Origin of the sequence: Pseudomonas putida, assembly GCF_001976065.1 — a bacterium.
Taxonomy (GTDB): Bacteria; Pseudomonadota; Gammaproteobacteria; order Pseudomonadales; family Pseudomonadaceae; genus Aquipseudomonas; species Aquipseudomonas serbica.
In genome coordinates this window covers 556,809-581,699 of record NZ_MNAH01000004.1, presented here as the reverse complement: position 1 = coordinate 581,699, position 24,891 = coordinate 556,809, and the positions used below count along the sequence as shown (strand labels likewise).

Annotated in this window: 23 protein-coding genes; 20 read left to right on the top strand and 3 right to left on the bottom strand. The window is 58.2% G+C overall.

The window, feature by feature from the left end; translation table 11 throughout:
- Window positions 1-17 precede the first annotated feature (17 nt).
- From BKX96_RS17905 to glmS, 14 genes are all read left to right on the top strand, one after another.
- Window positions 18-815 (top strand): ParA family protein, encoded by a 798-nt coding sequence (locus BKX96_RS17905; RefSeq protein ID WP_008064610.1) that lies wholly within the window; start codon window positions 18-20, stop codon window positions 813-815.
- Window positions 816-824: 9 nt separating this feature from the next.
- On the top strand, window positions 825-1,697 hold the full coding sequence (locus tag BKX96_RS17900) for a ParB/RepB/Spo0J family partition protein (protein WP_046818611.1): 873 nt from the start codon (window positions 825-827) through the stop codon (window positions 1,695-1,697).
- Between the two features lie 148 nt (window positions 1,698-1,845).
- The gene (locus BKX96_RS17895) at window positions 1,846-2,253 is read left to right on the top strand and encodes a F0F1 ATP synthase subunit I (protein WP_008064605.1); all 408 of its coding nucleotides are present in this window, start codon (window positions 1,846-1,848) and stop codon (window positions 2,251-2,253) included.
- A 16-nt stretch (window positions 2,254-2,269) separates the two neighbouring features.
- A complete protein-coding gene (gene atpB / locus BKX96_RS17890; protein WP_015097443.1) occupies window positions 2,270-3,139 on the top strand; it encodes a F0F1 ATP synthase subunit A in 870 nt (289 codons plus the stop codon).
- A 134-nt stretch (window positions 3,140-3,273) separates the two neighbouring features.
- A complete protein-coding gene (atpE, locus tag BKX96_RS17885; RefSeq protein ID WP_003097235.1) occupies window positions 3,274-3,531 on the top strand; it encodes a F0F1 ATP synthase subunit C in 258 nt (85 codons plus the stop codon).
- A 58-nt stretch (window positions 3,532-3,589) separates the two neighbouring features.
- Window positions 3,590-4,060 (top strand): F0F1 ATP synthase subunit B, encoded by a 471-nt coding sequence (locus BKX96_RS17880; RefSeq protein ID WP_008064601.1) that lies wholly within the window; start codon window positions 3,590-3,592, stop codon window positions 4,058-4,060.
- Between the two features lie 12 nt (window positions 4,061-4,072).
- Window positions 4,073-4,609 carry a F0F1 ATP synthase subunit delta gene (locus tag BKX96_RS17875; protein ID WP_046818610.1) on the top strand — a complete coding sequence of 179 codons (537 nt, stop codon included), beginning with the start codon at window positions 4,073-4,075 and terminating at the stop codon, window positions 4,607-4,609.
- A gap of 21 nt (window positions 4,610-4,630) precedes the next feature.
- Window positions 4,631-6,175 (top strand): F0F1 ATP synthase subunit alpha, encoded by a 1,545-nt coding sequence (gene atpA / locus BKX96_RS17870; RefSeq protein WP_046818609.1) that lies wholly within the window; start codon window positions 4,631-4,633, stop codon window positions 6,173-6,175.
- A gap of 50 nt (window positions 6,176-6,225) precedes the next feature.
- A complete protein-coding gene (gene atpG / locus BKX96_RS17865; RefSeq protein WP_008064595.1) occupies window positions 6,226-7,086 on the top strand; it encodes a F0F1 ATP synthase subunit gamma in 861 nt (286 codons plus the stop codon).
- Window positions 7,087-7,113: 27 nt separating this feature from the next.
- Entirely contained in the window at window positions 7,114-8,493 is a 1,380-nt protein-coding gene (gene atpD / locus BKX96_RS17860) for a F0F1 ATP synthase subunit beta (protein ID WP_020797984.1), read from the top strand.
- 45 nt (window positions 8,494-8,538) lie between these two features.
- Window positions 8,539-8,964, top strand: coding sequence for a F0F1 ATP synthase subunit epsilon (locus tag BKX96_RS17855; RefSeq protein ID WP_007969909.1), 426 nt, complete (start codon window positions 8,539-8,541; stop codon window positions 8,962-8,964).
- A 114-nt stretch (window positions 8,965-9,078) separates the two neighbouring features.
- Window positions 9,079-10,446: a bifunctional UDP-N-acetylglucosamine diphosphorylase/glucosamine-1-phosphate N-acetyltransferase GlmU gene (glmU, locus tag BKX96_RS17850; RefSeq protein WP_077185061.1), complete on the top strand. Its 1,368-nt coding sequence runs from the start codon at window positions 9,079-9,081 to the stop codon at window positions 10,444-10,446.
- 191 nt (window positions 10,447-10,637) lie between these two features.
- Window positions 10,638-11,417: a DeoR family transcriptional regulator gene (locus BKX96_RS17845; protein ID WP_179092161.1), complete on the top strand. Its 780-nt coding sequence runs from the start codon at window positions 10,638-10,640 to the stop codon at window positions 11,415-11,417.
- A 1-nt stretch (window position 11,418) separates the two neighbouring features.
- Window positions 11,419-13,251 carry a glutamine--fructose-6-phosphate transaminase (isomerizing) gene (gene glmS / locus BKX96_RS17840; protein WP_077185058.1) on the top strand — a complete coding sequence of 611 codons (1,833 nt, stop codon included), beginning with the start codon at window positions 11,419-11,421 and terminating at the stop codon, window positions 13,249-13,251.
- 104 nt (window positions 13,252-13,355) lie between these two features.
- Here the strand turns inward: glmS and BKX96_RS17835 are convergent, their stop codons facing one another.
- On the bottom strand, window positions 13,356-14,672 hold the full coding sequence (locus BKX96_RS17835; protein WP_077185055.1) for an MFS transporter: 1,317 nt from the start codon (window positions 14,670-14,672) through the stop codon (window positions 13,356-13,358).
- A gap of 271 nt (window positions 14,673-14,943) precedes the next feature.
- Between BKX96_RS17835 and BKX96_RS17830 the strand changes: the two genes are divergently transcribed.
- The 5 genes from BKX96_RS17830 to BKX96_RS17810 all read left to right on the top strand — a co-directional run bounded on the left by BKX96_RS17830 (window position 14,944) and on the right by BKX96_RS17810 (window position 22,119).
- A complete protein-coding gene (locus BKX96_RS17830) occupies window positions 14,944-15,846 on the top strand; it encodes a LysR family transcriptional regulator (RefSeq protein ID WP_077185052.1) in 903 nt (300 codons plus the stop codon).
- Between the two features lie 130 nt (window positions 15,847-15,976).
- Window positions 15,977-16,603 (top strand): glutathione S-transferase family protein, encoded by a 627-nt coding sequence (locus tag BKX96_RS17825; protein WP_046818605.1) that lies wholly within the window; start codon window positions 15,977-15,979, stop codon window positions 16,601-16,603.
- Between the two features lie 63 nt (window positions 16,604-16,666).
- Window positions 16,667-18,697, top strand: a complete 2,031-nt coding sequence (locus tag BKX96_RS17820; RefSeq protein WP_077185049.1) for a 2Fe-2S iron-sulfur cluster-binding protein — start codon at window positions 16,667-16,669, stop codon at window positions 18,695-18,697.
- A gap of 109 nt (window positions 18,698-18,806) precedes the next feature.
- The gene (locus BKX96_RS17815; protein ID WP_077185046.1) at window positions 18,807-20,003 is read left to right on the top strand and encodes a DUF3142 domain-containing protein; all 1,197 of its coding nucleotides are present in this window, start codon (window positions 18,807-18,809) and stop codon (window positions 20,001-20,003) included.
- Window positions 19,990-22,119 carry a hypothetical protein gene (locus BKX96_RS17810; RefSeq protein WP_077185043.1) on the top strand — a complete coding sequence of 710 codons (2,130 nt, stop codon included), beginning with the start codon at window positions 19,990-19,992 and terminating at the stop codon, window positions 22,117-22,119. Before BKX96_RS17815 ends, BKX96_RS17810 begins: the two co-directional genes overlap by 14 nt.
- Before the next feature lie 3 nt (window positions 22,120-22,122).
- On the opposite strand, the gene BKX96_RS17805 is transcribed toward BKX96_RS17810, so the two are convergent.
- Window positions 22,123-22,752 (bottom strand): LysE family translocator, encoded by a 630-nt coding sequence (locus tag BKX96_RS17805; protein WP_046818601.1) that lies wholly within the window; start codon window positions 22,750-22,752, stop codon window positions 22,123-22,125.
- Window positions 22,753-22,898: 146 nt separating this feature from the next.
- Between BKX96_RS17805 and BKX96_RS17800 the strand changes: the two genes are divergently transcribed.
- A complete protein-coding gene (locus BKX96_RS17800; RefSeq protein WP_046818600.1) occupies window positions 22,899-23,372 on the top strand; it encodes an Lrp/AsnC family transcriptional regulator in 474 nt (157 codons plus the stop codon).
- A 44-nt stretch (window positions 23,373-23,416) separates the two neighbouring features.
- Here BKX96_RS17800 and lpdA read toward each other — a convergent pair whose 3' ends face one another.
- Entirely contained in the window at window positions 23,417-24,817 is a 1,401-nt protein-coding gene (gene lpdA, locus BKX96_RS17795; RefSeq protein ID WP_077185041.1) for a dihydrolipoyl dehydrogenase, read from the bottom strand.
- Between the last annotated feature and the right edge of the window lie 74 nt (window positions 24,818-24,891).

Below are 24,891 nucleotides of genomic sequence, written 5' to 3'. Positions count from 1 at the left end.
TGGGAACACAAGCAAGAATGGCTAAGGTATTCGCAATAGCGAACCAGAAGGGTGGTGTGGGCAAGACCACCACCTGTATCAACCTCGCAGCATCCCTGGTCGCGACCAAGCGTCGGGTATTGCTGATCGATCTCGATCCACAGGGCAACGCCACCATGGGTAGCGGTGTGGACAAACACGGCCTGGAAAACTCGGTCTACGACCTGCTGATCGGGGAGTGCGACCTGGCCCAGGCCATGCATTTCTCCGAACACGGCGGTTACCAGCTGTTGCCGGCCAACCGGGACCTGACCGCGGCCGAAGTGGTTCTGCTGGAAATGCAGATGAAGGAAAGCCGCCTGCGCAGTGCGCTGGCGCCGATCCGTGAAAACTACGACTACATTCTGATCGACTGCCCGCCGTCGCTGTCGATGCTGACCTTGAACGCACTGGTTGCCGCCGACGGGGTAATTATCCCCATGCAGTGCGAGTACTTCGCACTCGAAGGCTTGAGCGACCTTGTGGATAACATCAAGCGCATCGCCGAGCTGCTCAATCCGAACCTCAAGGTCGAAGGCCTGTTGCGGACGATGTATGACCCGCGCCTGAGCCTGATGAACGATGTTTCGGCCCAGCTCAAGGAACACTTCGGCGATCAGCTGTACGACACGGTCATTCCGCGCAACATTCGCCTGGCCGAAGCGCCGAGCTATGGCATGCCGGCGCTGGCGTACGACAAATCCTCGCGCGGCGCCGTGGCCTATCTGGCCCTGGCGGGCGAGATGGTCCGTCGTCAACGCAAAAACTCACGCATCGCCGCTGCTCAGGCAACTTAAGGAATCCCCATGGCCGTCAAGAAACGAGGTCTCGGACGTGGACTGGATGCACTGCTGAGTGGTCCGAGTGTCAGCGCGCTGGAAGAACAGGCGGTGCAAGCCGATTCGCGTGAGCTGCAACACCTGCCGCTGGATCTGCTGCAGCGTGGCAAGTACCAGCCACGTCGCGACATGGATCCCCAGGCGCTTGAAGAGCTCGCGCAATCGATCAAGGCTCAGGGCGTGATGCAACCGATCGTGGTGCGGCCGATCGGTAGCGGTCGCTACGAAATCATCGCCGGTGAACGCCGCTGGCGCGCCAGCCAGCAAGCTGGCCAGGAAACCATTCCGGCGATGGTGCGCGATGTCCCGGATGAAACCGCGATTGCCATCGCGCTGATCGAGAACATCCAGCGCGAAGACCTCAATCCGATCGAAGAAGCGGTGGCCTTGCAGCGGCTGCAGACGGAATTCCAGCTGACCCAGCAACAGGTCGCCGAAGCCGTAGGCAAGTCCCGGGTCACCGTGGCCAACCTGCTGCGCCTGATTTCGCTGCCGGAAGTCATCAAGACCATGCTTTCCCATGGCGACCTGGAAATGGGTCATGCTCGCGCATTGCTCGGTTTGCCAGAAAATCAACAGGTTGAAGGGGCGCGACATGTTGTCGCACGCGGGCTGACCGTGCGCCAGACTGAAGCACTGGTTCGACAGTGGTTGAGTGGTAAACCGGAGCCTGTGGAAACCCCAAAACCAGACCCGGATATTGCCCGCCTGGAACAGCGCCTGGCCGAGCGCCTAGGCTCTGCGGTGCAGATTCGCCACGGAAAGAAGGGCAAAGGACAACTGGTCATCGGTTACAACTCCCTGGATGAACTTCAGGGTGTGCTCGCACACATTCGCTGAAACAATTCCTCATGTAGCGCGCAGTCGGAAATCACTACCTGACAGTTGAATAGGGGCAGAACCGCCCCTATACTCTGCGCGCATTTTGTCGGCACAAATTATGCCAAGTTATTGAATTCTGGCAGCCGACCATTGGAGAGCAATAGTGATGGAAACCCGCACGCCAAACCGCTTGCCCTTCCATCGCCTGGCAGTTTTTCCGGTGTTAATGGCTCAATTTGTCGTTTTGCTGATTGCTGCTTTGGCGCTCTGGCAATGGCATGGAGTCGTTGCCGGGTACTCGGGACTTTGCGGGGGCCTGATAGCCTTGCTGCCCAATGTTTATTTCGCTCACAGGGCATTTCGGTTTTCCGGCGCCCGAGCAGCCCAGTCCATCGTCCGGTCTTTTTATGCCGGCGAGGCAGGCAAACTGATTTTGACGGCAGTGCTGTTTGCACTGGTGTTCGCAGGTGTGAAGCCATTGGCACCGATTGCAGTATTCGGTGTCTTCGTGCTGACTCAGTCAGTCAGCTGGTTCGCTCCCCTGCTGATGAGAACAAGACTTTCGAGACCTTAGGGCGTTTGAGGCAACCATGGCAGAAACAACCGCTTCGGGCTATATCCAGCACCACTTGCAGAACCTGACCTTCGGTCAGCACCCAACCGGCGGCTGGGGCTTTGCCCACACCGCAGCAGAAGCCAAGGAAATGGGCTTCTGGGCTTTCCACGTCGATACCCTCGGCTGGTCGGTCGCATTGGGTCTGATCTTCGTTCTTCTTTTCCGCATGGCGGCGAAGAAAGCGACTTCGGGTCAACCAGGTGCTTTGCAGAACTTCGTTGAAGTATTGGTCGAATTCGTCGATGGCAGCGTGAAAGACAGCTTCCATGGCCGTAGCCCGGTGATTGCACCGTTGGCACTGACCATCTTCGTCTGGGTGTTCCTGATGAACGCCGTCGACCTGGTACCGGTCGACTGGATTCCTCAGCTGGCCATCCTGATCTCCGGTGATGCGCACATCCCGTTCCGCGCCGTGTCGACCACCGACCCGAACGCGACCCTGGGCATGGCGTTCTCGGTTTTCGCACTGATCATTTTCTACAGCATCAAGGTCAAGGGCCTCGGCGGCTTCATCGGCGAGCTGACCCTGCACCCGTTCGGCAGCAAGAACATCTTCGTTCAGGCCCTGCTGATCCCGGTGAACTTCCTGCTGGAATTCGTGACCCTGATCGCCAAGCCGATCTCCCTGGCTCTGCGTCTGTTCGGCAACATGTACGCCGGCGAGCTGGTCTTCATTCTGATTGCTGTGATGTTCGGCAGCGGTCTGCTCTGGCTTAGTGGCCTGGGCGTCGTGCTGCAGTGGGCGTGGGCGGTGTTCCACATCCTGATCATCACCCTGCAGGCGTTCATCTTCATGATGCTGACCATCGTCTACCTGTCGATGGCGCACGAAGAAAACCATTAAGACCAGTCTCGACTAGTCTGATGTCCCTCCCGGTCAAACGGGAGGGGGCTCCTAACGGGGCGTCTGAAACGATTTGTTTTACCGCTTTAAATTAAAAAAACCTAAACCATACGACGTAAAAGTCGGGAGGAAAGATGGAAACTGTAGTTGGTCTAACCGCTATCGCTGTTGCACTGTTGATCGGCCTGGGCGCACTGGGTACCGCAATTGGTTTCGGCCTGTTGGGCGGCAAGTTCCTGGAAGGCGCAGCGCGTCAGCCAGAAATGGTTCCAATGCTGCAAGTCAAAATGTTCATCGTTGCCGGTCTGCTCGACGCCGTAACCATGATCGGTGTTGGTATCGCTCTGTTCTTCACCTTTGCGAACCCGTTCGTTGGTCAGATCGCTGGCTGATTACTCGGATATTCCGGGTAATTTGGTGTGATGGACAACGTAACTGCGAGGTGTTGGCGTGAACATTAATGCGACCCTGATTGGCCAGTCCGTTGCGTTCCTGATTTTTGTACTGTTCTGCATGAAGTTCGTATGGCCTCCGGTCATCGCAGCTCTGCACGAACGTCAAAAGAAGATCGCTGATGGTCTGGACGCTGCCAGCCGAGCAGCTCGCGACCTGGAGTTGGCCCAAGAGAAAGCGGGTCAGCAACTGCGCGAAGCGAAAGCTCAGGCAGCTGAAATCATCGAGCAAGCCAAGAAACGCGGTAATCAGATTGTTGAAGAGGCTGTTGAAAAAGCCCGTATCGACGCTGACCGTGTGAAGGTTCAGGCTCAGGCCGAGATCGAACAGGAACTGAACAGTGTCAAAGACGCGCTGCGTGCCCAAGTGGGCTTGCTGGCAGTCGGCGGCGCCGAGAAGATCCTGGGTGCCACAATCGATCAAAACGCGCACGCAGAGCTGGTTAACCAACTGGCTGCTGAAATCTAAGCGAGGGCGATCATGGCAGAACTGACCACGTTGGCCCGACCTTACGCTAAGGCGGCCTTCGAGCACGCTCAGGCCCACCAGCAACTGGCCAATTGGTCAGCCATGCTCGGCCTGGCAGCAGCGGTGTCGGAAGACGACACCATGCAGCGCGTGCTCAAGGCCCCGCGACTGACGAGCGCAGAAAAGGCCGCCACGTTCATTGACGTGTGCGGCGACAAGTTCGATGCCAAGGCACAGAATTTCATCAATGTCGTTGCCGAAAACGACCGTCTCCCGCTGTTGCCGGAGATCTCCGCTCTTTTCGACCTGTACAAGGCCGAGCAAGAGAAGTCGGTAGACGTTGAAGTGACCAGTGCTTTTGCATTGAACCAAGAACAGCAAGACAAACTCGCCAAGGTTCTCAGTGCACGACTCAACCGGGAAGTGCGCCTGCAAGTTGCGGAGGATGCCGCCCTGATAGGTGGTGTCGTAATCCGCGCCGGCGACCTGGTTATCGATGGCTCGATTCGCGGCAAAATCGCGAAACTTGCCGAAGCATTGAAATCTTGAGTTTGAAGGGGCAGCAGAGCAATGCAGCAACTCAATCCTTCCGAAATAAGTGAAATTATCAAGGGCCGCATCGACAAGCTCGATGTGACCTCCCAAGCCCGTAACGAAGGCACTGTCGTCAGCGTATCTGACGGTATCGTGCGGATTCACGGTCTGGCCGACGTCATGTACGGCGAGATGATCGAGTTTCCGGGCGGCGTCTTCGGTATGGCCCTCAACCTGGAGCAAGACTCCGTAGGTGCCGTTGTACTGGGCGCTTACCAGTCTCTGGCTGAAGGCATGAGCGCCAAGTGCACCGGCCGCATCCTCGAAGTTCCGGTTGGTAAGGAACTGCTGGGTCGCGTAGTCGACGCACTGGGTAATCCTGTTGACGGTAAAGGTCCACTGGGCAACACCGAGACCGACGCGGTCGAGAAAGTTGCTCCAGGCGTGATCTGGCGTAAGTCGGTAGACCAGCCTGTACAGACTGGCTACAAGGCTGTCGATGCCATGATCCCTGTCGGCCGTGGCCAGCGTGAGCTGATCATCGGTGACCGTCAGATCGGTAAAACCGCTCTGGCGATCGACGCGATCATCAACCAGAAAGACAGCGGCATTTTCTGCGTCTACGTAGCCATCGGTCAGAAACAATCGACCATTGCCAACGTGGTTCGCAAGCTGGAAGAAAACGGCGCCCTGGCCAACACGATCATCGTGGCTGCCAGTGCTTCGGAATCTCCTGCACTGCAATTCCTGGCACCGTACTCCGGTTGCACCATGGGCGAATACTTCCGCGACCGCGGTGAAGACGCGCTGATCGTTTATGACGATCTGTCCAAGCAAGCAGTGGCTTACCGCCAGATTTCCCTGCTGCTGCGCCGTCCACCAGGCCGTGAAGCTTACCCAGGCGACGTGTTCTATCTCCACTCCCGTCTGCTGGAGCGCGCATCCCGCGTTTCGGAAGAGTACGTAGAGAAGTTCACCAACGGCGCAGTAACCGGCAAAACCGGTTCCCTGACCGCACTGCCGATCATCGAAACCCAGGCTGGCGACGTTTCCGCGTTCGTTCCGACCAACGTGATTTCCATCACCGACGGTCAGATCTTCCTGGAATCGGCCATGTTCAACTCGGGCATCCGTCCTGCAGTGAACGCCGGTGTTTCGGTATCCCGTGTGGGTGGTGCCGCTCAGACCAAGATCATCAAGAAGCTGTCCGGTGGTATCCGTACCGCTCTGGCTCAGTACCGTGAACTGGCGGCATTCGCCCAGTTCGCTTCTGACCTGGACGAAGCGACCCGTAAGCAACTTGAGCATGGTCAGCGCGTTACCGAGCTGATGAAGCAGAAGCAATACGCCCCAATGTCGATCGCTGACATGGCGTTGTCGCTGTATGCCGCTGAGCGTGGGTTCCTGACTGACGTCGAAATCGCCAAGGTCGGCAGCTTTGAACAAGCGCTGATTGCTTACTTCAACCGCGATCACGCCGAATTGATGGCGAAGATCAACGTGAAGGGTGACTTCAATGACGATATCGACGCTGGCATGAAAGCCGGCATCGAGAAGTTCAAGGCCACCCAAACCTGGTAAGCCGCAGCGGGAGCCGCAAGGCTCCCGCTTGCTAACCTGATAGGTGTTACATGGCAGGCGCAAAAGAGATTCGCAGTAAGATTGCGAGCATCAAAAGCACGCAAAAAATTACCAGCGCCATGGAAAAAGTGGCGGTCAGCAAAATGCGCAAGGCACAAATGCGCATGGCTGCTAGCCGTCCTTATGCGGAGCGCATCCGCCAGGTTATTGGACATCTGGCCAACGCCAACCCGGAATACCGCCACCCGTTCATGATCGACCGCGAAATCAAGCGTGTTGGTTATGTCGTAGTGAGCAGTGACCGTGGTCTGTGCGGTGGCTTGAATACCAACCTGTTCAAGGCCCTGGTCAAGGACATGGCGGTAAACCGCGAGAAAGGCGTCGAGATTGATCTGTGTGTAGTGGGTAGCAAGGGTGCGGCCTTTTTCCGCAACTTCGGCGGCAACGTCGTAGCAGCTATCAGCCACCTGGGTGAAGAGCCGTCGATCAACGACTTGATCGGTAGCGTCAAGGTGATGCTGGATGCCTACCTGGACGGCCGTATTGACCGCCTGTCCGTGGTATCCAACAAGTTCATCAACACCATGACGCAACAGCCTACCGTGGAACAATTGATTCCACTGGTGGCAACCCCGGATCAGGACCTCAAGCACCACTGGGACTATCTCTACGAACCGGACGCCAAAGAGCTGCTTGACGGCTTGATGGTCCGCTACGTTGAGTCGCAGGTCTACCAGGCGGTGGTCGAGAACAACGCGGCTGAACAAGCTGCGCGGATGATCGCGATGAAGAACGCTACCGACAACGCCGGTGATTTGATCAGCGATTTGCAGCTGGTCTACAACAAGGCGCGTCAGGCTGCGATCACCCAAGAGATCTCGGAAATCGTCGGCGGCGCTGCCGCGGTTTAACGGTTCAAATATTCAGAGGATCCAGCTATGAGTAGCGGACGTATCGTTCAAATCATCGGCGCCGTTATCGACGTGGAATTTCCACGCGACAGCGTACCGAGCATCTACAACGCGCTGAAAGTAGTGAGCGCGGCCGAAACCACCCTGGAAGTTCAGCAGCAGCTGGGCGACGGCGTGGTTCGCACCATTGCGATGGGTTCCACCGAGGGCTTGAAGCGCGGTCTGGAAGTTACCGATTCTGGCGCAGCCATCTCCGTACCGGTCGGTAAAGCGACCCTGGGCCGGATCATGGACGTACTGGGCAACCCGATCGACGAAGCTGGCCCAATCGCCACCGACGAGCGTTGGGGCATCCACCGTGCAGCGCCTTCGTTCGCTGAACAGGCAGGCGGCAACGACCTGCTGGAAACCGGCATCAAGGTTATCGACCTGGTTTGCCCGTTCGCCAAGGGTGGTAAAGTTGGTCTGTTCGGTGGTGCCGGTGTAGGCAAAACCGTAAACATGATGGAACTGATCCGTAACATCGCCATCGAGCACAGCGGTTATTCCGTGTTCGCCGGTGTGGGTGAGCGTACTCGTGAGGGTAACGACTTCTACCACGAGATGAAGGATTCCAACGTTCTGGACAAAGTGGCACTGGTTTACGGTCAGATGAACGAGCCGCCGGGAAACCGTCTGCGCGTAGCACTGACTGGCCTGACCATGGCCGAGAAGTTCCGTGACGAAGGTAACGACGTTCTGCTGTTCGTCGACAACATCTATCGTTACACCCTGGCCGGTACTGAAGTATCCGCACTGCTGGGCCGTATGCCTTCGGCAGTAGGTTACCAGCCGACCCTGGCTGAAGAGATGGGCGTTCTGCAAGAACGTATCACTTCGACCAAGGAAGGTTCGATCACCTCGATCCAAGCGGTATACGTACCTGCGGACGACTTGACCGACCCGTCGCCAGCGACCACCTTCGCCCACTTGGACGCCACCGTCGTTCTGTCCCGTGACATCGCTTCCCTGGGTATCTACCCAGCGGTAGACCCACTGGACTCGACTTCGCGCCAGCTGGACCCGAACGTAATCGGCCAGGACCACTACGACACCGCTCGCGGCGTTCAGTACGTTCTGCAGCGTTACAAAGAACTGAAGGACATCATTGCGATCCTGGGTATGGACGAGCTGTCGGAAGCCGACAAGCAGTTGGTAAACCGTGCTCGTAAGATCCAGCGTTTCTTGTCGCAGCCGTTCTTCGTGGCTGAAGTCTTCACCGGTGCATCGGGTAAATACGTTTCCCTGAAAGACACCATTGCTGGCTTCAAAGGCATCCTCAACGGTGACTACGACCACCTGCCAGAACAAGCGTTCTACATGGTTGGCGGCATCGAAGAAGCGATCGAGAAAGCCAAGAAACTGTAATCCCGGCGCCCGGAAACGGGCGCTAATTTAGGTTGAGGCAATCAGATGGCTATGACAGTCCATTGCGATATCGTCAGCGCGGAAGGGGAAATCTTTTCCGGTCTGGTCGAGATGGTGATTGCGCACGGTGCACTGGGTGATCTTGGTATCGCCCTGGGTCACGCGCCGCTGATCACTAATCTCAAGCCAGGTCCGATCCGCCTGGTCAAGCAGGGCGGGGAAGAGGAGGTGTATTACATCTCCGGTGGTTTCCTCGAGGTTCAGCCGAACATGGTCAAGGTTCTTGCCGACACCGTGCAACGTGCTGCCGACCTGGATGAAGCCTCCGCTCAGGAAGCCGTCAAGGCTGCCGAGAAGGCCTTGCATGAACGTGGCGCGGAATTCGATTACGGCTCCGCTGCCGCACGTCTGGCCGAGGCCGCAGCTCAGCTGCGCACCGTCCAGCAGATCCGCAAGAAGTTCGGCCACTAAGTCGGCACTTGTTGTGTGATTGATTAAAAAGGGTAGCCTCGGCTACCCTTTTTTCTTTTCCGATATTCATCACGTTGGTCGCAGCCGCTGACCACCCAGGATTGGTAGCCAGTCATGTCTCTTGAAATCGTTATCCTCGCTGCTGGCCAGGGCACCCGCATGCGTTCGGCCCTGCCGAAAGTCTTGCACCCGATTGCCGGCAATTCGATGCTTGGCCATGTTATCCACAGCGCCCGACAACTTGATCCACAGCGCATACACGTGGTGATTGGCCATGGTGCCGATGCAGTACGCGAGCGCCTGGCCGCTGACGATCTGAACTTCGTCCTCCAGGACAAACAATTGGGCACCGGTCATGCCGTGGCCCAGGCCGTTCCGTTCATCAAGGCCGACACCGTGCTGGTGCTTTACGGTGATGTGCCGTTGATTGAAATCGAAACCCTGCAGCGCTTGCTCAAGCTGGTGGTGCCCGGGCAGATGGGCCTGCTCACCGTTGAGCTGGATGACGCAACCGGTTACGGCCGAATCGTTCGCGACGCTGATGGCAAGGTCTCTGCCATCGTCGAGCACAAGGATGCCAACGAGGCTCAGCGCGCCATCAACGAAGGCAACACCGGCATCCTTGCCGTGCCTGCCGATCGCCTGGCCGACTGGACGGGTCGCCTGTCGAACAACAACGCGCAGGGCGAGTATTACCTGACCGACGTGATCGAAATGGCGGTCAACGATGGGCTGGTGGTGGCCACCGAACAACCCCATGACGCCATGGAAGTGCAGGGCGCCAACGACCGCAAGCAACTTTCCGACCTCGAACGCCATTATCAGCTGCGCGCCGGCCGTCGCTTGATGGCCCAAGGCGTAACCCTGCGTGACCCGGCCCGTTTCGATGTTCGCGGTGAAGTCAGCGTAGGTCGCGACGTACTGATCGATATCAACGTGATTCTTGAAGGCAAGGTCATCATTGAAGATGACGTAGTGATCGGCCCGAACTGCGTGATCAAGGACAGCACCTTGCGCAAAGGTGTGGTGATCAAGGCCAACAGCCATATTGAAGGTGCGACTCTCGGCGAAGGCAGCGATGCCGGTCCGTTCGCGCGTTTGCGTCCAGGCACTGTGCTGGAAGCGCGGGCGCATGTGGGTAACTTTGTCGAACTGAAAAATGCTCACTTGGGCGAAGGCGCCAAGGCCGGCCATCTGACCTATCTGGGCGATGCCGAAGTGGGTGCGCGCACCAACATCGGCGCCGGTACCATCACGTGCAATTACGATGGCGCGAACAAGTGGAAAACCGTACTGGGCGAAGATGTATTCATCGGTTCCAACAACTCGTTGGTGGCACCTGTGGATATCTTGGACGGTGCTACCACGGCAGCCGGGTCGACTATCACCTCGACTGTGGATAAAGCGCAGTTGGCGGTCGCCCGGGCTCGCCAGAAGAATATCGATGGTTGGAAGCGCCCGGAAAAGCTCAAGAAGAGCTAAGTTATCCACACCTGTGTGATTGGCAGCAGTTACTCACAGGCTGTCAATTATATTAATCGGCAAGCCTCGCTTCTTCAGGAGGCTTGCCGTTAATGTTTTTATCCACAGGCCTTCTCATCACTCCCCGCTTGACGAAATTTCCCTGATAGGGTTTGATTGCTTTCGTTATCTTTCGAATCGAAACTTATCAAATTATGTCGAAGCGCAACACACCTCAACGACGCCACAACATTCTTGCCTTGCTCAATGAGCAGGGCGAAGTCAGTGTGGATGAGTTGGCCAAGCGTTTCGAAACCTCTGAGGTTACGATCCGCAAGGATTTGGCAGCGCTTGAAAGCAACGGTCTGCTCCTGCGTCGCTATGGCGGTGCGATCACCCTGCCTCAGGAACTGGTGGCCGACCTAAGCCAACCCATCTCCAAATATAAGCAGGCGATTGCTCGCGCTGCCGTCGCGCGGATTCGCGAACATGCACGCATCATCATAGACAGTGGCAGCACGACTGCCTCGATGATTCCGGAATTGGGCCTGCAACCGGGCCTGGTGGTCATGACCAACTCCCTGCACGTCGCCAATGCCTTGAGCGAACTGGAGCATGAGCCGGTACTGTTGATGACCGGCGGCACCTGGGATCCGCATTCGGAATCCTTTCAGGGGCAGGTTGCCGAACAGGTACTGCGCTCCTACGACTTCGATCAATTGTTCATCGGTGCCGATGGCATTGATCTGGTCCGCGGTACAACCACCTTCAACGAATTGCTGGGACTTAGCCGGGTCATGGCCGAAGTCGCCCGTGAAGTGGTCGTGATGGTGGAGGCCGACAAGATCGGTCGCAAGATTCCCAACCTGGAGCTGCCCTGGAGCAGCGTCCATACCCTCATTACCGATGATCGCCTGCCGCTTGAAGCGCGGGATCAGATACTAGCCCGCGGTATCACTTTGATTTGCGCGGCTGTCAGTCAGGAGAAATAACATGTGTGGAATTGTTGGCGCAGTCGCAGAACGTAACATCACTGCCATCCTGGTCGAAGGTCTCAAGCGTCTGGAATACCGTGGGTATGACAGCGCCGGCGTGGCGGTGTATACCAACGACCAGAAGCTCGAGCGCATGCGTCGCCCGGGCAAGGTCAGCGAACTCGAGCAGGCCTTGGCTGAAGAAGCGCTGATCGGTCGACTGGGCATCGCCCATACGCGCTGGGCCACTCACGGTGCACCGTGCGAGCGCAACGCGCATCCGCACTTCTCTGGCGATCTGGCCGTGGTACACAACGGCATCATCGAAAACCATGAAGCCCTGCGTGAACAACTCAAGGCCTTGGGATACGTGTTCACCTCGGACACCGACACTGAAGTCATCGCTCACCTGCTGAACCACAAACTCAAGGATCTTCCTGACCTGACCGCAGCCCTCAAGGCGACGGTGAAGGAGCTGCACGGTGCTTACGGTCTGGCCGTGATCAGCGCGCAGCAACCCGATCGCCTGGTAGCCGCCCGCAGTGGCAGCCCGCTGGTGATCGGCCTGGGACTGGGTGAGAACTTCCTGGCGTCCGACCAATTGGCGCTGCGCCAGGTGACTGACCGTTTCATGTACCTGGAAGAGGGCGATATCGCCGAAATTCGCCGCGACAGCGTGAAGATCTGGGATATCAACGGCAAGGCTGTCGAGCGTGAGTCCGTGCAATATCGCGACGGCGCCGAAGCTGCTGAAAAGGGCGAGTTCCGCCATTTCATGCTCAAGGAAATCCACGAACAACCGTCCGTGGTGCAGCGCACCCTGGAAGGTCGTTTGAGCCCGAACGGTGTGCTGGTGCAGGCTTTCGGCCCGCAGGCCGCGGAGCTGTTCGCCAAGGTGCGCAACGTGCAGATTGTCGCGTGCGGCACCAGCTACCACGCCGGCATGGTCGCCCGTTACTGGCTGGAAGAACTGGCCGGCATCCCGTGCCAGGTCGAAGTCGCCAGCGAATTCCGCTACCGCAAAGTCGTGGTGCAACCCGACACGCTGTTCGTGACCATCTCCCAGTCCGGCGAAACCGCCGACACCCTGGCGGCGCTGCGCAATGCCAAGGAACTGGGCTTCCTCGCCAGCCTGGCCATCTGCAACGTCGGCATCAGCTCCCTGGTGCGTGAATCCGACCTGACCCTGCTGACCCAGGCCGGTCGCGAAATCGGCGTGGCTTCCACCAAAGCCTTCACCACGCAATTGGTCGGTCTGCTGTTGCTGACCCTGTCCCTGGGCCAGGTTCGCGGCACATTGGCCAAGGGCGTTGAAGCCACGCTGGTCGAAGAACTGCGTCGCTTGCCGACCCGTCTGGGTGAAGCGCTGGCGATGGACAGCACCGTGGAAAAAATCGCCGAGCTGTTCGCCGAGAAGAACCACACCCTGTTCCTGGGCCGCGGCGCGCAATTCCCGGTAGCCATGGAAGGGGCGCTCAAGCTCAAGGAAATTTCCTACATCCACGCCGAAGCCTACCCGGCGGGCGAGCTCAAACACGGCCCGCTGGCGCTTGTGGATAACGACATGCCCGTGGTGACCGTAGCGCCGAACAACGAACTGCTGGAGAAGCTGAAGTCCAACCTCCAGGAAGTTCGCGCCCGTGGTGGCGAGCTTATTGTCTTCGCTGACGAGAAGGCCGGCATGACCAACGGTGAAGGCACGCACGTTGTGCAAATGCCGCACATCCACGACATCCTGTCGCCGATCCTCTACACCATCCCGCTGCAGTTGCTGTCGTACTACGTGGCCGTGCTGAAGGGCACCGACGTTGACCAGCCACGTAACCTGGCAAAATCGGTGACTGTGGAATAAGTTATCCACAGCTGATTGAGTTGATGCTTTGGATATTATCTTCTAAAACATCGGCTAAATAAGTGGGGGGGCACTTTGGTGTCGCCCCCTTTTTTATAGATGAGCTATTTTGTTGCTGCAGATGCAAACGCTTTCGGATATTTGTCGAGGTAGGCATTGTTGAGCTGCGTATCTTGGGAACGCATAAAAGTCCTAAAGTCAGGCACCAGGAAGACCAACATAGACAAAAGCAGCACCATGACCCCAAGAAGTGTGATTGTCGTTAATACCCCCCATCGGTCAATCAGGGGGTTCATCGCGAAACTGCCCAAGGGACTGGCCGCCGCAGACAGAAATGAAACGGTGGCGAAAGTCCGGTTCCGATGGAGCTTTGGCGTCGCCAGCAACCTCACAGTTGACGTGGGGATGTTGATCAACATCAACCCGACACCGCCGAAGAAGAAGGCAGCGGGTACCATGAAAGCTGACGAAACGGTACCAACTACCACCAAATTGCATCCCAGTAATGCAAAACAGGTAGACACACACATGTCACGGGGGATTCGGTCAGATAGCCAGCCGATGATTTTGTAGCTGCCCGCCAAAATACCCAACCCGAAGCAAGAGTCCAGAAGACCGATATAAGTGACTGGGAACTGGATGACATCCTTTACGTATAACGGCAGCAGGATGGTGAAGAATGGGAACAAAGCAAAGTTGATTATCATTGCAATGATCGCCAGATAAAATTCGACTTTCACTCCGTAAATAACTTTGAATCCGGAATAGATCATGCTGAAGCCACTGAGACCCGAGGCTTTTTCGCCTTGATCAGTGGTCCCGATGTAATTCGGGATGGTGGCGATTAGCACTCCGGCGACAAGAATCGAAATAAATTCGGCGGCAAAGGCGAAGGTAGTACCGAATCCATAAATCAACCCGCTGGCCAGTGCCGGCCCGAGCAGGTTGGACAAGGACGACATCACGCTTTTTGACCGCAAGGCGAGGGAAACTTTATCTTCATCTGCAAACAAAGGAATGATCGAAGCCTGGAGTGGGTCGCGCACGCCGACAATCGCACCGCTGATCATCATTAGCGCGCCCACCGTCCAGGGGTTGAACAATCCAATAGCGGACAGCGCAACCATCAACAGAGCTGTCAGCAAGCTAATCGATGAGGCAAGCTTGATGATCAGGATTTTGTTGTATTTATCTCCTAGCCATCCGAGCAAAGGTTTGGCTAATACCTCCGTCGCGATGGAAATAGCGACCAGGTTGGCAAAATAGAGCGCAGAGCCTGTTTCCTGCAAGGCCCACCAGGCTACGGCCAGTTGATTGCAACGTCCCCCCAGAATCATCAGAAAGAAGCTGAATTGTATTTTCAACAGACGCCGGTCAGTGCCGGGAAAGCCCCATGTATTAGCTGAAAAATATGCAGGCATGACGTTCCTTTAACACGGATAGGGCGACTGCGTAATCCGGGAGTAATGCTTATTTAGATTTGTATGCAGACCATAGAGAATAATTTTCTGCAGATACTGGAGTTAGTGTCAAACAAACTAAGCGGAAGTAAAGTCGAGTTTATTTTTTTCAGGATGCGGCTTACGAAGTTTATAGAATTTTCTTACAGTATCTGTAATAGCTGAATGATGTTGGACTTATAAATCACAGTCCTTCAGTTTTGATTTTCTTACCTGAATCGAGGACACGCCCATGGACCGCTTCCAGGAAATGCAGGTCTTCGCCGCCGTCGCCCAGGACCAGGGCTTTTCGGCGGCGGCCCGGCGTTTAGGCATGTCCGCCGCCAGCGTTACCCGCGCGGTGGCGGCGCTGGAGAAGCGCATTGGCACGCAGCTGTTCACGCGCACTACGCGCACTGTGTATTTGACCGAGGCGGGTCAGCGTTATCTGGAGGACTGTCGGAGAATTCTCGCCGAGGTACAGGAAGCCGAGGATTCGGCAGCGGGCAGTCACGCCCAGCCCCGTGGGCAACTGACGATCACGGCGCCGGTCTTGTTCGGTGAATTGTTTGTCACGCCGCTGATGGTGAGTTTTCTCACGCAATTTCCCGACGTGACCATCAATGCCCTGCTGGTAGACCGGGTGGTGAGTGTGGTGGAGGAGGGCGTCGATGTGGCCATCCGCATCGGTGAGTTGCCCGACAGCAACCAGCACGCGATTCGGGTGGGCGAAGTGCGGCGGGTGATCTGTGCATCACCGCACTTTCTGGCCACCTATGGTCGGCCACAACATCCGCAAGAGCTGGCCCAGGCGCCGATTATTGCGACGTCCGCTATTGGCCAGTTAAAACACTGGCCATTTCTCGAGCGTGGCGAGCCCTTGAGTGTCCGGGCGGAACCGCGTTTGACAGTGACGGCGAATCAGGCGGCCATTACCGCCGCCGCGCTCGGGCTGGGTTTCACCCGGGTGCTGTCCTATCAGTCGGCGAGCAAAGTGGCGGCGGGGGAGCTGGAGATTGTTTTGGCGGAATTCGAAATGCCGCCATTGCCCATCCATGTGCTTTATCAAGGCGGACGAAAGGCTGCGGCGCGAGTGCGCAGTTTTGTCGACTTTACGGTGAAGGCACTCCGAGAACATCCGGCGCTGCAGGACTGAGTTTTTTATTTCATCCAGAGAAATAATGGATTGCATTAGCTGGTTATTCTGATGTTTTGGTGACTGGTAGAAGATGACCGCCATCGGTGCTGATCTCTCCTGACGGCGCCACTGACCAGCGGAGTCGACCATGCAAGCCATCAAACTCTACAACTTCCCACGTTCCGGCCACGCTCATCGTGTGGAACTGATGCTGTCGCTGCTGCAATTGCCAACTGAGCTGATCTTCGTCGACCTGGCCAAAGGCGAGCACAAGAAGCCGGAGTACCTGGCCCTCAATGCATTTGGCCAGGTGCCGGTGCTGGACGATCAAGGTGTAGTACTGGCGGACTCCAATGCCATCCTGGTCTACCTGGCGCAAAAATACGGCAACGGTCGCTGGCTGCCATCCGATCCGGTCGGTGCCGCCAAAGTGCAGCGGTGGTTGTCGGTTGCTGCCGGGCCCATCGCATTTGGCCCAGCTCGGGCCCGACTGATCACGGTGTTTGGTGCGCCCTACAATCCTGACGAAGTGATCCCTTACGCCCACAGCGTGCTCAAGGTGATCGATCATGAACTGGCCAACACGCCTTACCTGATTGGCAGCGAACCGACCATTGCCGACGTGGCCGCCTACAGCTACATCGCCCATGCACCGGAAGGCAATGTGTCGCTGGACGACTACGACAACATCCGCGCCTGGCTGGCACGGGTCGAGGCCTTGCCCGGTTTTGTCGGCATGCCGCGTACTGTCGCCGGTCTGCAAAAAACTGCCTGATATTTCTCGCCCGACGTTGTCGGGCCCTTCACGCTGTGCCGATGGCGCAGGGGAGACGCCGCAATGGACCATTCACCTTGGCATGTTGGCGAAAAAGAATTGCAGGCGCGCATCGGCGTCAGCGAGCGAATGGACGTACTCGGTCGCAGGGTGATTCGCGACCACATGCCGGATCAACACCGTAGCTTCTATCAGCAGCTTCCATTCATGGTGTACGGGGCGGTTGATGCTGAGGGTCTTCCCTGGGCCAGCGTGCTTGAAGGTGAGCCGGGTTTCGCCCATTCACCTGAACCGGGATTGTTGCAGTTCAGCAGCTTGCCGGCTGTCGATGATCCTGCGCAGTTGGGCGCGGGTGCGGCAATCGGTCTGCTGGGCATCGAGTTGCATACCCGCCGGCGCAATCGCATCAATGGGCATATTGGTGCGATGACCACGAGCGGATTTTCGGTGACGGTGGATCAGTCCTATGGCAACTGCCCACAGTACATCCAATTGAGGCAGTTTCGTTCGGTGCCCTTGGAGGATCCAGCGACACGTCCTGCACAGCACTTCAATGAACTGGATGAGGCGGCCAAGGCCATGATCGCCGAGGCGGATACCTTCTTCGTCGCCAGCTACGTGGATGTCGATGGCGTGCGTTCGGTGGACGTTTCCCACCGTGGCGGCCAGTCAGGATTTGTCCAGGTGGAAGGCAATCGCCTGACCGTCCCGGACTTCGCCGGCAACCTGTTTTTCAATACCTTGGGCAATCTGCTGATCAATCCAAAGGCCGGTTTGCTGTTCATCGATTTTAATTCCGGTGAGCTGCTACACCTTAGCGGGCGCACAGAAATCATTCTCGAAGGCCCACAGGTTGAAGCGTTTCAGGGGGCCGAACGTTTGTGGATGTTCCACGTGGAACAGGTTGTGCGTCGTCCCGCGGCTCTTGCTTTGCGCTGGCGCTTTGACGGTGTTTCACCCACCAGTTTGCTCACGGGAACCTGGGCCCAGGCCGCGGCACGCCTGCAAGCCAAGGCGCTTGGCGATCAATGGCGACCACTACGGGTGGTGCGGATCGAAACGGAAAGCCAGGGTATCCGCTCAATCTATTTGGAACCAGGCGACGGCGTCGGGTTACCGTTGTTCCACGCCGGACAGCACTTACCGCTGCGGTTCCACATCGATGGCGAAGTGCACATCCGCACGTACAGCCTGTCGAGTGCGCCCTCGGATGATTTTTTCCGTATCAGTGTGAAGCGTGACGGCCGGGTGTCTACGCACCTGCATGAACAGGTTCGCGTCGGCGACCTGCTGGAAGCCCGGGCACCCCAAGGGCATTTCACCGTCGCGCCACATGAGCGTCGACCGCTGGTGTTATTGGCTGCTGGCGTGGGAATTACACCGCTGCTGTCGATGCTGCGTGAGGTGGTCTATCAAGGCCTGCGCACCCGCCGTATACGGCCGACCTGGTTCTTCCAGAGTTCGCGCACTTTGGCTGATCAACCGTTTCGTCCAGAGGTGGACCGCTTGCTCGAGACTGCCGGGGATGCGGTCAGGGTTGTGCGCTTGCTCAGTCAACCGGAGCCGGAGGCTCGGGAGGGCGAAGATTTCGATTTGACCGGGCGGATCGATGTTCCACGGCTCTCGGAATTACTCGAGGTCGATGATTACGATCAGCTGGATTTTGTCCTATGCGGGCCGGGCAGTTTTACCCAGGCGATGTACGATGCCCTGCGCGAACTGGATATTCGCGACGCGCGGATTTTCGCCGAAACTTTCGGTCCCTCGACGTTAGTCCGCCGTCTCGACCCTGACGCGGTGGTCATCGAGCAACCGCCGGCGGCCACCACTTCGGTGCCAGTGGTGTTCCAGCGTTCAGCCAAGGAGGCTCGCTGGCAACCGGACGGCGGCAGTCTGCTGGAGCTGGCGGAAAGCCGCGGATTACAGCCGGAATTCAGTTGCCGTGGCGGTTCTTGCGGGACCTGCAAGACTAGGCTGATCAGTGGCCAGGTCAATTATCCGCAGCCGCCAGCAGAGGTGCCGGATGAAGGCCAGGTGCTGATCTGTTGTGCTGTGCCGGCCCAAGGCTCGCAGCCTCTGGTACTGGACCTTTGAGTCTTGGTCGCGCAAGCCATTGCCCGACGGTGGATGGCTGAGTAGGGTAGGAGCATATCGAAAAGGGCCGAGGAGGCCCTTTGTGCATTTCAGGGACAAGCGTTCACTCATGGTTTTCCTTACTCGCGTGGTCATCTCGCTGATGACGCTGGCGCTGCTCAGTGGTTGCGAGCAGCAGGACGCGCCGCCACTCGATCAACAACTCTATGTCTGGCAACGACAATGGACCCCCGCGCACGACGCCGCGTTGCGCGACAGTCGCGCTGATTTTTCCACCTTGCGGGTGCTGGCACTACAGGCATTCCCTCAGGCGGGCTGGAGTCGGGCGCGGATCGATCCGGTGCTGCTCAGGCGTGATGGCCGGTCGTTGATTGCGGTGATTCGCCTTGATGGCCAGCTCCAATCGCTGAATCAAGACGAGGTCACGCTGCAAATCCAGCAATTGATCACGGATTGGCAGGGGCAGGGCCTGAGTCTCGCCGGCGTGGAAATCGACCACGACGCGGGCAACGCCCGGCTGCCTGCCTATCGTGAATTTCTTGTGCATCTGCGATCGGTGTTGCCGTCGTCCATGGCCTTGAGCATCACTGCATTGCCAGCGTGGCTCGACAGTCAGGCGTTGCCGGCCTTGTTATCCAGCATCGATAGCAGCGTTTTGCAGGTACATGCCGTGAGCGATCCGCGACGCGGCTTGTTCGATCCCGACCTCGCTCGACAATGGGCAATGGCCTGGAGCCGAATCACGTCGAAACCGTTTTTCCTGGCGCTGCCGGCTTATGGGGTCGCGTTGCTGCCAAGCGTCGGTGGTGCGCCCGTCGTGGAAAGCGAAGTAGCGATTGAAAGTCGTGGCGAGCGTCGGGAGTTGTTGGCTGATCCACTGCAATTGAGCAAGCTAGCCGCCCGGCTGCGTGCGGATCCGCCGGCGCATCTGGCGGGTCTGATCTGGTTCCGCCTGCCTTTGGCCAACGACCGCCGAGCCTGGAGCCTCTCGACCTTGCGCGCGGTGTCGCAGGGTGAGGTCCTGCGCAGTCATCTGGCGCTGAATCTCTCCGCTCATGAAGGTCTCTCTGACATCGCCATAACCAATGAGGGCAACCTTGACAGCGCCTGGCCCAAGCGCGTGACCCTGGCAGTACAGGGTTGCGAGGGGGCCGATGCGCTGGCCGGTTATACGTTGCAACAAGACCCGAATCTGCTTACCTTCACCCGCCTGCGCGACGGTCGGATTGCGGCCGGCGGACAGCGCGGCATTGGTTGGGCACGCTGCGCAAAAATTGATCAAGGAGCTTCGAATGTTCACCCGTAACTGGCCCCGTCACATGCTTTGTCTGAGCCTCTGCCTGCCATTGCCGGCCATGGCGTGCGGGCCGGACTTTCCCATGCGGCTGCTGGACAATCGGGGTCAATCCCTGGCGGAGTTGCCGGAAGGCAGCTTCAGGTTCGAGGTGAGTCGTCTCGGTCATGCGATCGCCGGCCTCAAACCTGTCACGGCAGCCACCCTTGTTCCTGGCCAGACCTATGGTGAAACCACCGATCATGCCGAACTGCGGGATCAGGCCGAGCAGGCTGGTTTGACGAATGAACAGCAGGCGCTGGTGAAGCAATTGCGTGGACTGGCCGACGCCCGTCAGGTTGAGGTACGGGGGGCGAGCCTGCCAGCCGAGCTCAGGTTCTATCTGGCGGGTGCGGTAGCCTTCAACGCCGGTGACCAAACGCTGGCCGCCGAATATTTCCGAAAGGTGCTGGCGCTACCCGCAGATCAACGGGCACTGCGCAGTACCTGGGCCGCTTACTCGCTGGGTCGGGCGCTGTTCGCCATGAGTTCACAGGCCGATGCGGCTCCCGACCTGCTGACTCGATCCCGCGAAGCCTTTGAGCAAACGCGTCAGCTGAGCATCGATGGTTTCAGCGACCCGCTGGAACTGGGCGTTGCCAGTCTCGGTGAAGAAGCTCGGGTAGCCCGGACGGCGGGTGACTGGAACAGCGCCATCGAACTCTATGCCACGCAAAACCTTCAGGGTTCGGCAGTGGGTTACACCTCGCTGAAGCTGTTGATGGCAGACCTGGCTGCGATGCCCGAGGATCAATTGGTCGAGCTGCTCAAGGGTAAGCCGGTGCAACAACTGGTGACCGCATCCTTGATCAGTCGGCTGGGCTGGTCATTCGATGAGCAACCGCCGAATGAGCAGAAACTGATCAAGCTGTTGCAGAACAGCACGCGCGGTAGCCTCGACAATGCGGACCGGCTGGCCGCGATGAACTATCAACAAGGCGATTTCACCAGCGCCAAGACCTTTCTCGAGCACGCTGGCGAGGGCGGCCTGGCGTGGTGGCTGCGGGCCAAGCTGGCCGTGCGTGAGGGCGATAAAGCTGCCGCGACGGCTGCGTATGCCAAGGCCGCCAAGGCCTTCCCGCAGAATGAATCGTGGGGCGACAGGAGAACGCCGGACTTCGATTTCGAAAACCTTGAACCCAAATGCCGGGTCGAGGGCGAAAGCGCGATCCTGGCCCTGCAACGCGGGGATTACCTGCAGGCGTTCGACCAGTTGTACCGCAGCCAAGGCATCTATTGGCTGGACGCCGCCACTGTTGCCGAACGCGTGCTGACGCTGGACGAACTCAAGCATTACGTCGACACCCAGGTACCGGCGCCGCCGCCACTGAGCCAAGAAGACCGGGACAACTACGTGCCCCTGCCGGTAGCGGCGAGCCTGCGCAATCTGCTTGGGCGGCGTTTACTGCGCGAGGGGCACTACGAACAGGCGCCGGCGTATTTCGATAATGATGGCCTGCGCCATAAAGCCAGGTTGTATGGCCAGCAACGCCTGGCTGCCGATTCGGCATGGTGGCCGACGCGACGGGCTGCAGCACTGTTCAACGCAGCCTGGACCGCACGCGAGTGGGGGATGGACATCCTGGGTTATGAAATGGCGCCGGACTACGCCACGTTCGGTGGCAACTTCAGCCTGGAGAGCAATGAACTCAAGGTCGGGCCGTTGGTGGCCGAGGACGAACTGAAGCGTCAGCAAGCCAGCGCTGCCCAACCCGATGAGCGCTACCACTATCGCTTCGTGGCCACTGCATTGGCCAGCCGTGCTGCCGACAATTTGCCGCACACCAGCCAGGCGTTTGCCGCGGTGCTGTGTGAAGCGGCCGGTTGGAACAGCAGCCTCGAAGAGCAAAGTGCGCTGTACCAGCGATATGTCAAAGAGGGACCATTCGTGGAGTGGGCGGCTGACTTTGGCCATCAGTGTCCGTATCCCGACTTTGAGAACGCCGACAAGCGCTATGTCACGCAGGTCACCGACGCCACTCGTTCAGCCCTGCGGCCTTACAAGATCGTAGTGCAGATAGGCGGCGTGGTGATAGTGGTAGCGGCGGCGTTGCTGCTGCTCAGTCGCCGCCGTCGCAAGGTGCGATAAGTCTCAAGCCTGTTGAACAAAGGTCAGCCGCACGGCGAAACCGATCAACAGGCTACCGAACAACCATTGTTGCAGGCGCTGGGCACCGGGGCTGCGTTGCAGCCAACGACCCAGTGCGGCGCCGGTCAAGGCGTAGGCGCTATCGAACAACAAACCGACACCGACCAACACCAGGCCCAGGATCGCAAATTGTGCGAGCACCGGTCCGCTGACTGGATCGATGAACTGCGGCAATAACACCGAGCAGAACAGCAGCGCCTTGGGGTTGAGAAGGTTGGTCAGCAGGCCGCGGCGAATCGCTGTACCCCAACGTGTTGTTTCGTCCGTCGTACCTGAACCGTTCAAGTTCGGCAACATCGTCGTTCGCAGACACTGGATACCGATCCACAGGAGATAGGCAGCACCGACCAGGCGCACCACGTCAAAGGTCCAAGGCGCCGCCCTGAACAATGCGGCCAACCCCAACGCCGCCAGCACGACATGACAACCGCGGGCGATACCCAGGCCGACCGCCGTGGCCAACGCCGCGCCTTTGCCCTGACGGGCGCCTGTTTGCAGCAGCAGGATCATGTCCGGGCCCGGTAACAGATAAACCACCGCCAGCGCCATGAAAAACAGCCAAAGTCCTGCCATGTTGCACCCCTGTTCGTTGTCGATTCAGTAGGGCCAGTCTAGGGCTGGAGGGCAGGGCATGTGCTTGCGTAGTTCACTTCTAAAGCCGTCAGTTTTGGCATAACCTGCCAACAAATCACAGCTCAGCCAGCGGGATCTGCCAAATCATGAAACTGGATGCCTACGACCGCAAGATTCTCGCCGCCCTGCAACGGGATGGACGCTTGAGCAATGTGCAATTGGCTGAGGAAATTGGTCTGTCTGCCTCGCCTTGTTTGCGTCGAGTGCGGATGCTGGAAGAGGCGGGAGTGATACGTGGTTATCAGGCCAGCCTCGATCGCGATGAAGTCGGGCTAGGTCTGACCGTATTCGTCGGGGTGAAAGTCGAGCGCCATAACGACGAACAGGCTGAAGCCTTTCGCCTGGCCGTGACGGCATTGTCGGAAGTGGTTTCGGCGTTTCTGGTGTCAGGGGAATCGGATTTTCTGTTGCAAGTGGTGGTGCCGGATTTGCGGGCCTACGATCGGTTCCTCACTGGGTGTTTATTGAAGTTGCCAGGCGTGAGCGATATACGCAGCAACTTTGCGATTCATACGGTTAAAACGCCAGGGGCTTTGCCTTTGGGACATTTACCGCTTTAGACCCCATCGCGAGCTTGCTCGCGATGGGTCACTGATCTTCGGGCCTACATCTGCGTCGCCATTCCCTCCACGTTCATCGCCGCCTGGCGCAAGGCTTCGGAGCGGGTCGGATGCGGATGGCAGGTCAGTGCAATGTCTTCGGCAGACGCGCTGAATTCCATGGCCACGCAGTATTCGCCAATCATTTCACTGACACTCGGCCCCACAAGGTGCACGCCGAGGATTTCGTCGGTACGTTCATCGGCCAGTACTTTGGCGAAGCCTTCGGTTTCGTGATTGATCTTCGCCCGACTGTTGGCGGTAAAGGGAAACTTGCCGACCTTGAAGGCGCGGCCTTCGGCCTTCAGTTGCTCTTCGGTCTTGCCGACGCTGGCCAGCTCGGGTTTCGTGTAGATCACGTTGGGGATCAGATTGTAATTGACCTCGCCGGCCTTGCCGACGATCTGCTCGACGCAGGCCATGGCTTCGTCTTCGGCCTTATGCGCGAGCATCGGGCCGGACGTCACGTCGCCAATCACCCAGACGCCCGCGGCTTCGGTGCGATGACCCTTGTTGGCGAGCATGCCGCGTTTATCCGTAGCGAGGCCGACGTTCTCCAGCCCCAGTCCTTGGGTGTAAGGCCGGCGTCCGATCGCCACCAGTACGTAATCGGCTTCCAGCGACTCGGCGCTGCCGCCTGCGGCGGGCTCGATGCTGAGTTGAACACCGGTTGCGGACGTTGTGGCGCTGGTCACTTTTGAACTCAATTTGAAACTGATGCCTTGCTTGCTCAAGGAGCGTTGCAGGGTTTTGCCTGCTTCGCCGTCAACCCCCGGGCAGATCCGATCAAGGTATTCGACCACGGTCACTTGCGCGCCCAAGCGCCGCCAGACCGAACCCAACTCCAGGCCGATCACCCCGGCGCCGATCACCACCAGGTGCTTCGGCACTTCGGTCAATGACAGTGCCCCGGTGGAGTCGAGGATGCGTTGGTTATCGATGTTCACGCCCGGCAGGGGAGTGGGTTCGGAACCGGTGGCGATAATGATGTCTTTGCCACTCAGTTCGGTCTTGGCCCCGGCGTTATCCGTCACGGTGACTTTGCCCGGCCCGTCGATGTGGCCCCAACCCTTGATCCAGTCAACCTTGTTTTTGCGGAAGAGAAACTCGATGCCCTTGGTCAGCCCCGTCACGCTGTCGTCTTTCTGTTTCATCATCTGGGCGAGATTGAGCGTGGGTTTGACCTCGATGCCCAGGTTGGCGAATTCCGCACCCATGGCCGCGTCGTAGAGTTCAGAAGCGTGCAGCAATGCCTTGGAAGGCATACAGCCCACATTCAAGCAGGTGCCACCGAGTGTGGCACGGCCTTCTACGCAGGCCGCCTTCAATCCCAGCTGGCCTGCACGGATCGCTGCGTTGTAGCCACCGGGGCCACCACCGAGTATCACGACGTCATAAGTGCTCATGGATGTACTCCTGGATTGAACGCGAATGGGGAGGGATAAAAGTAGTCGTTGAATAAAATTACGAGCGTAATATG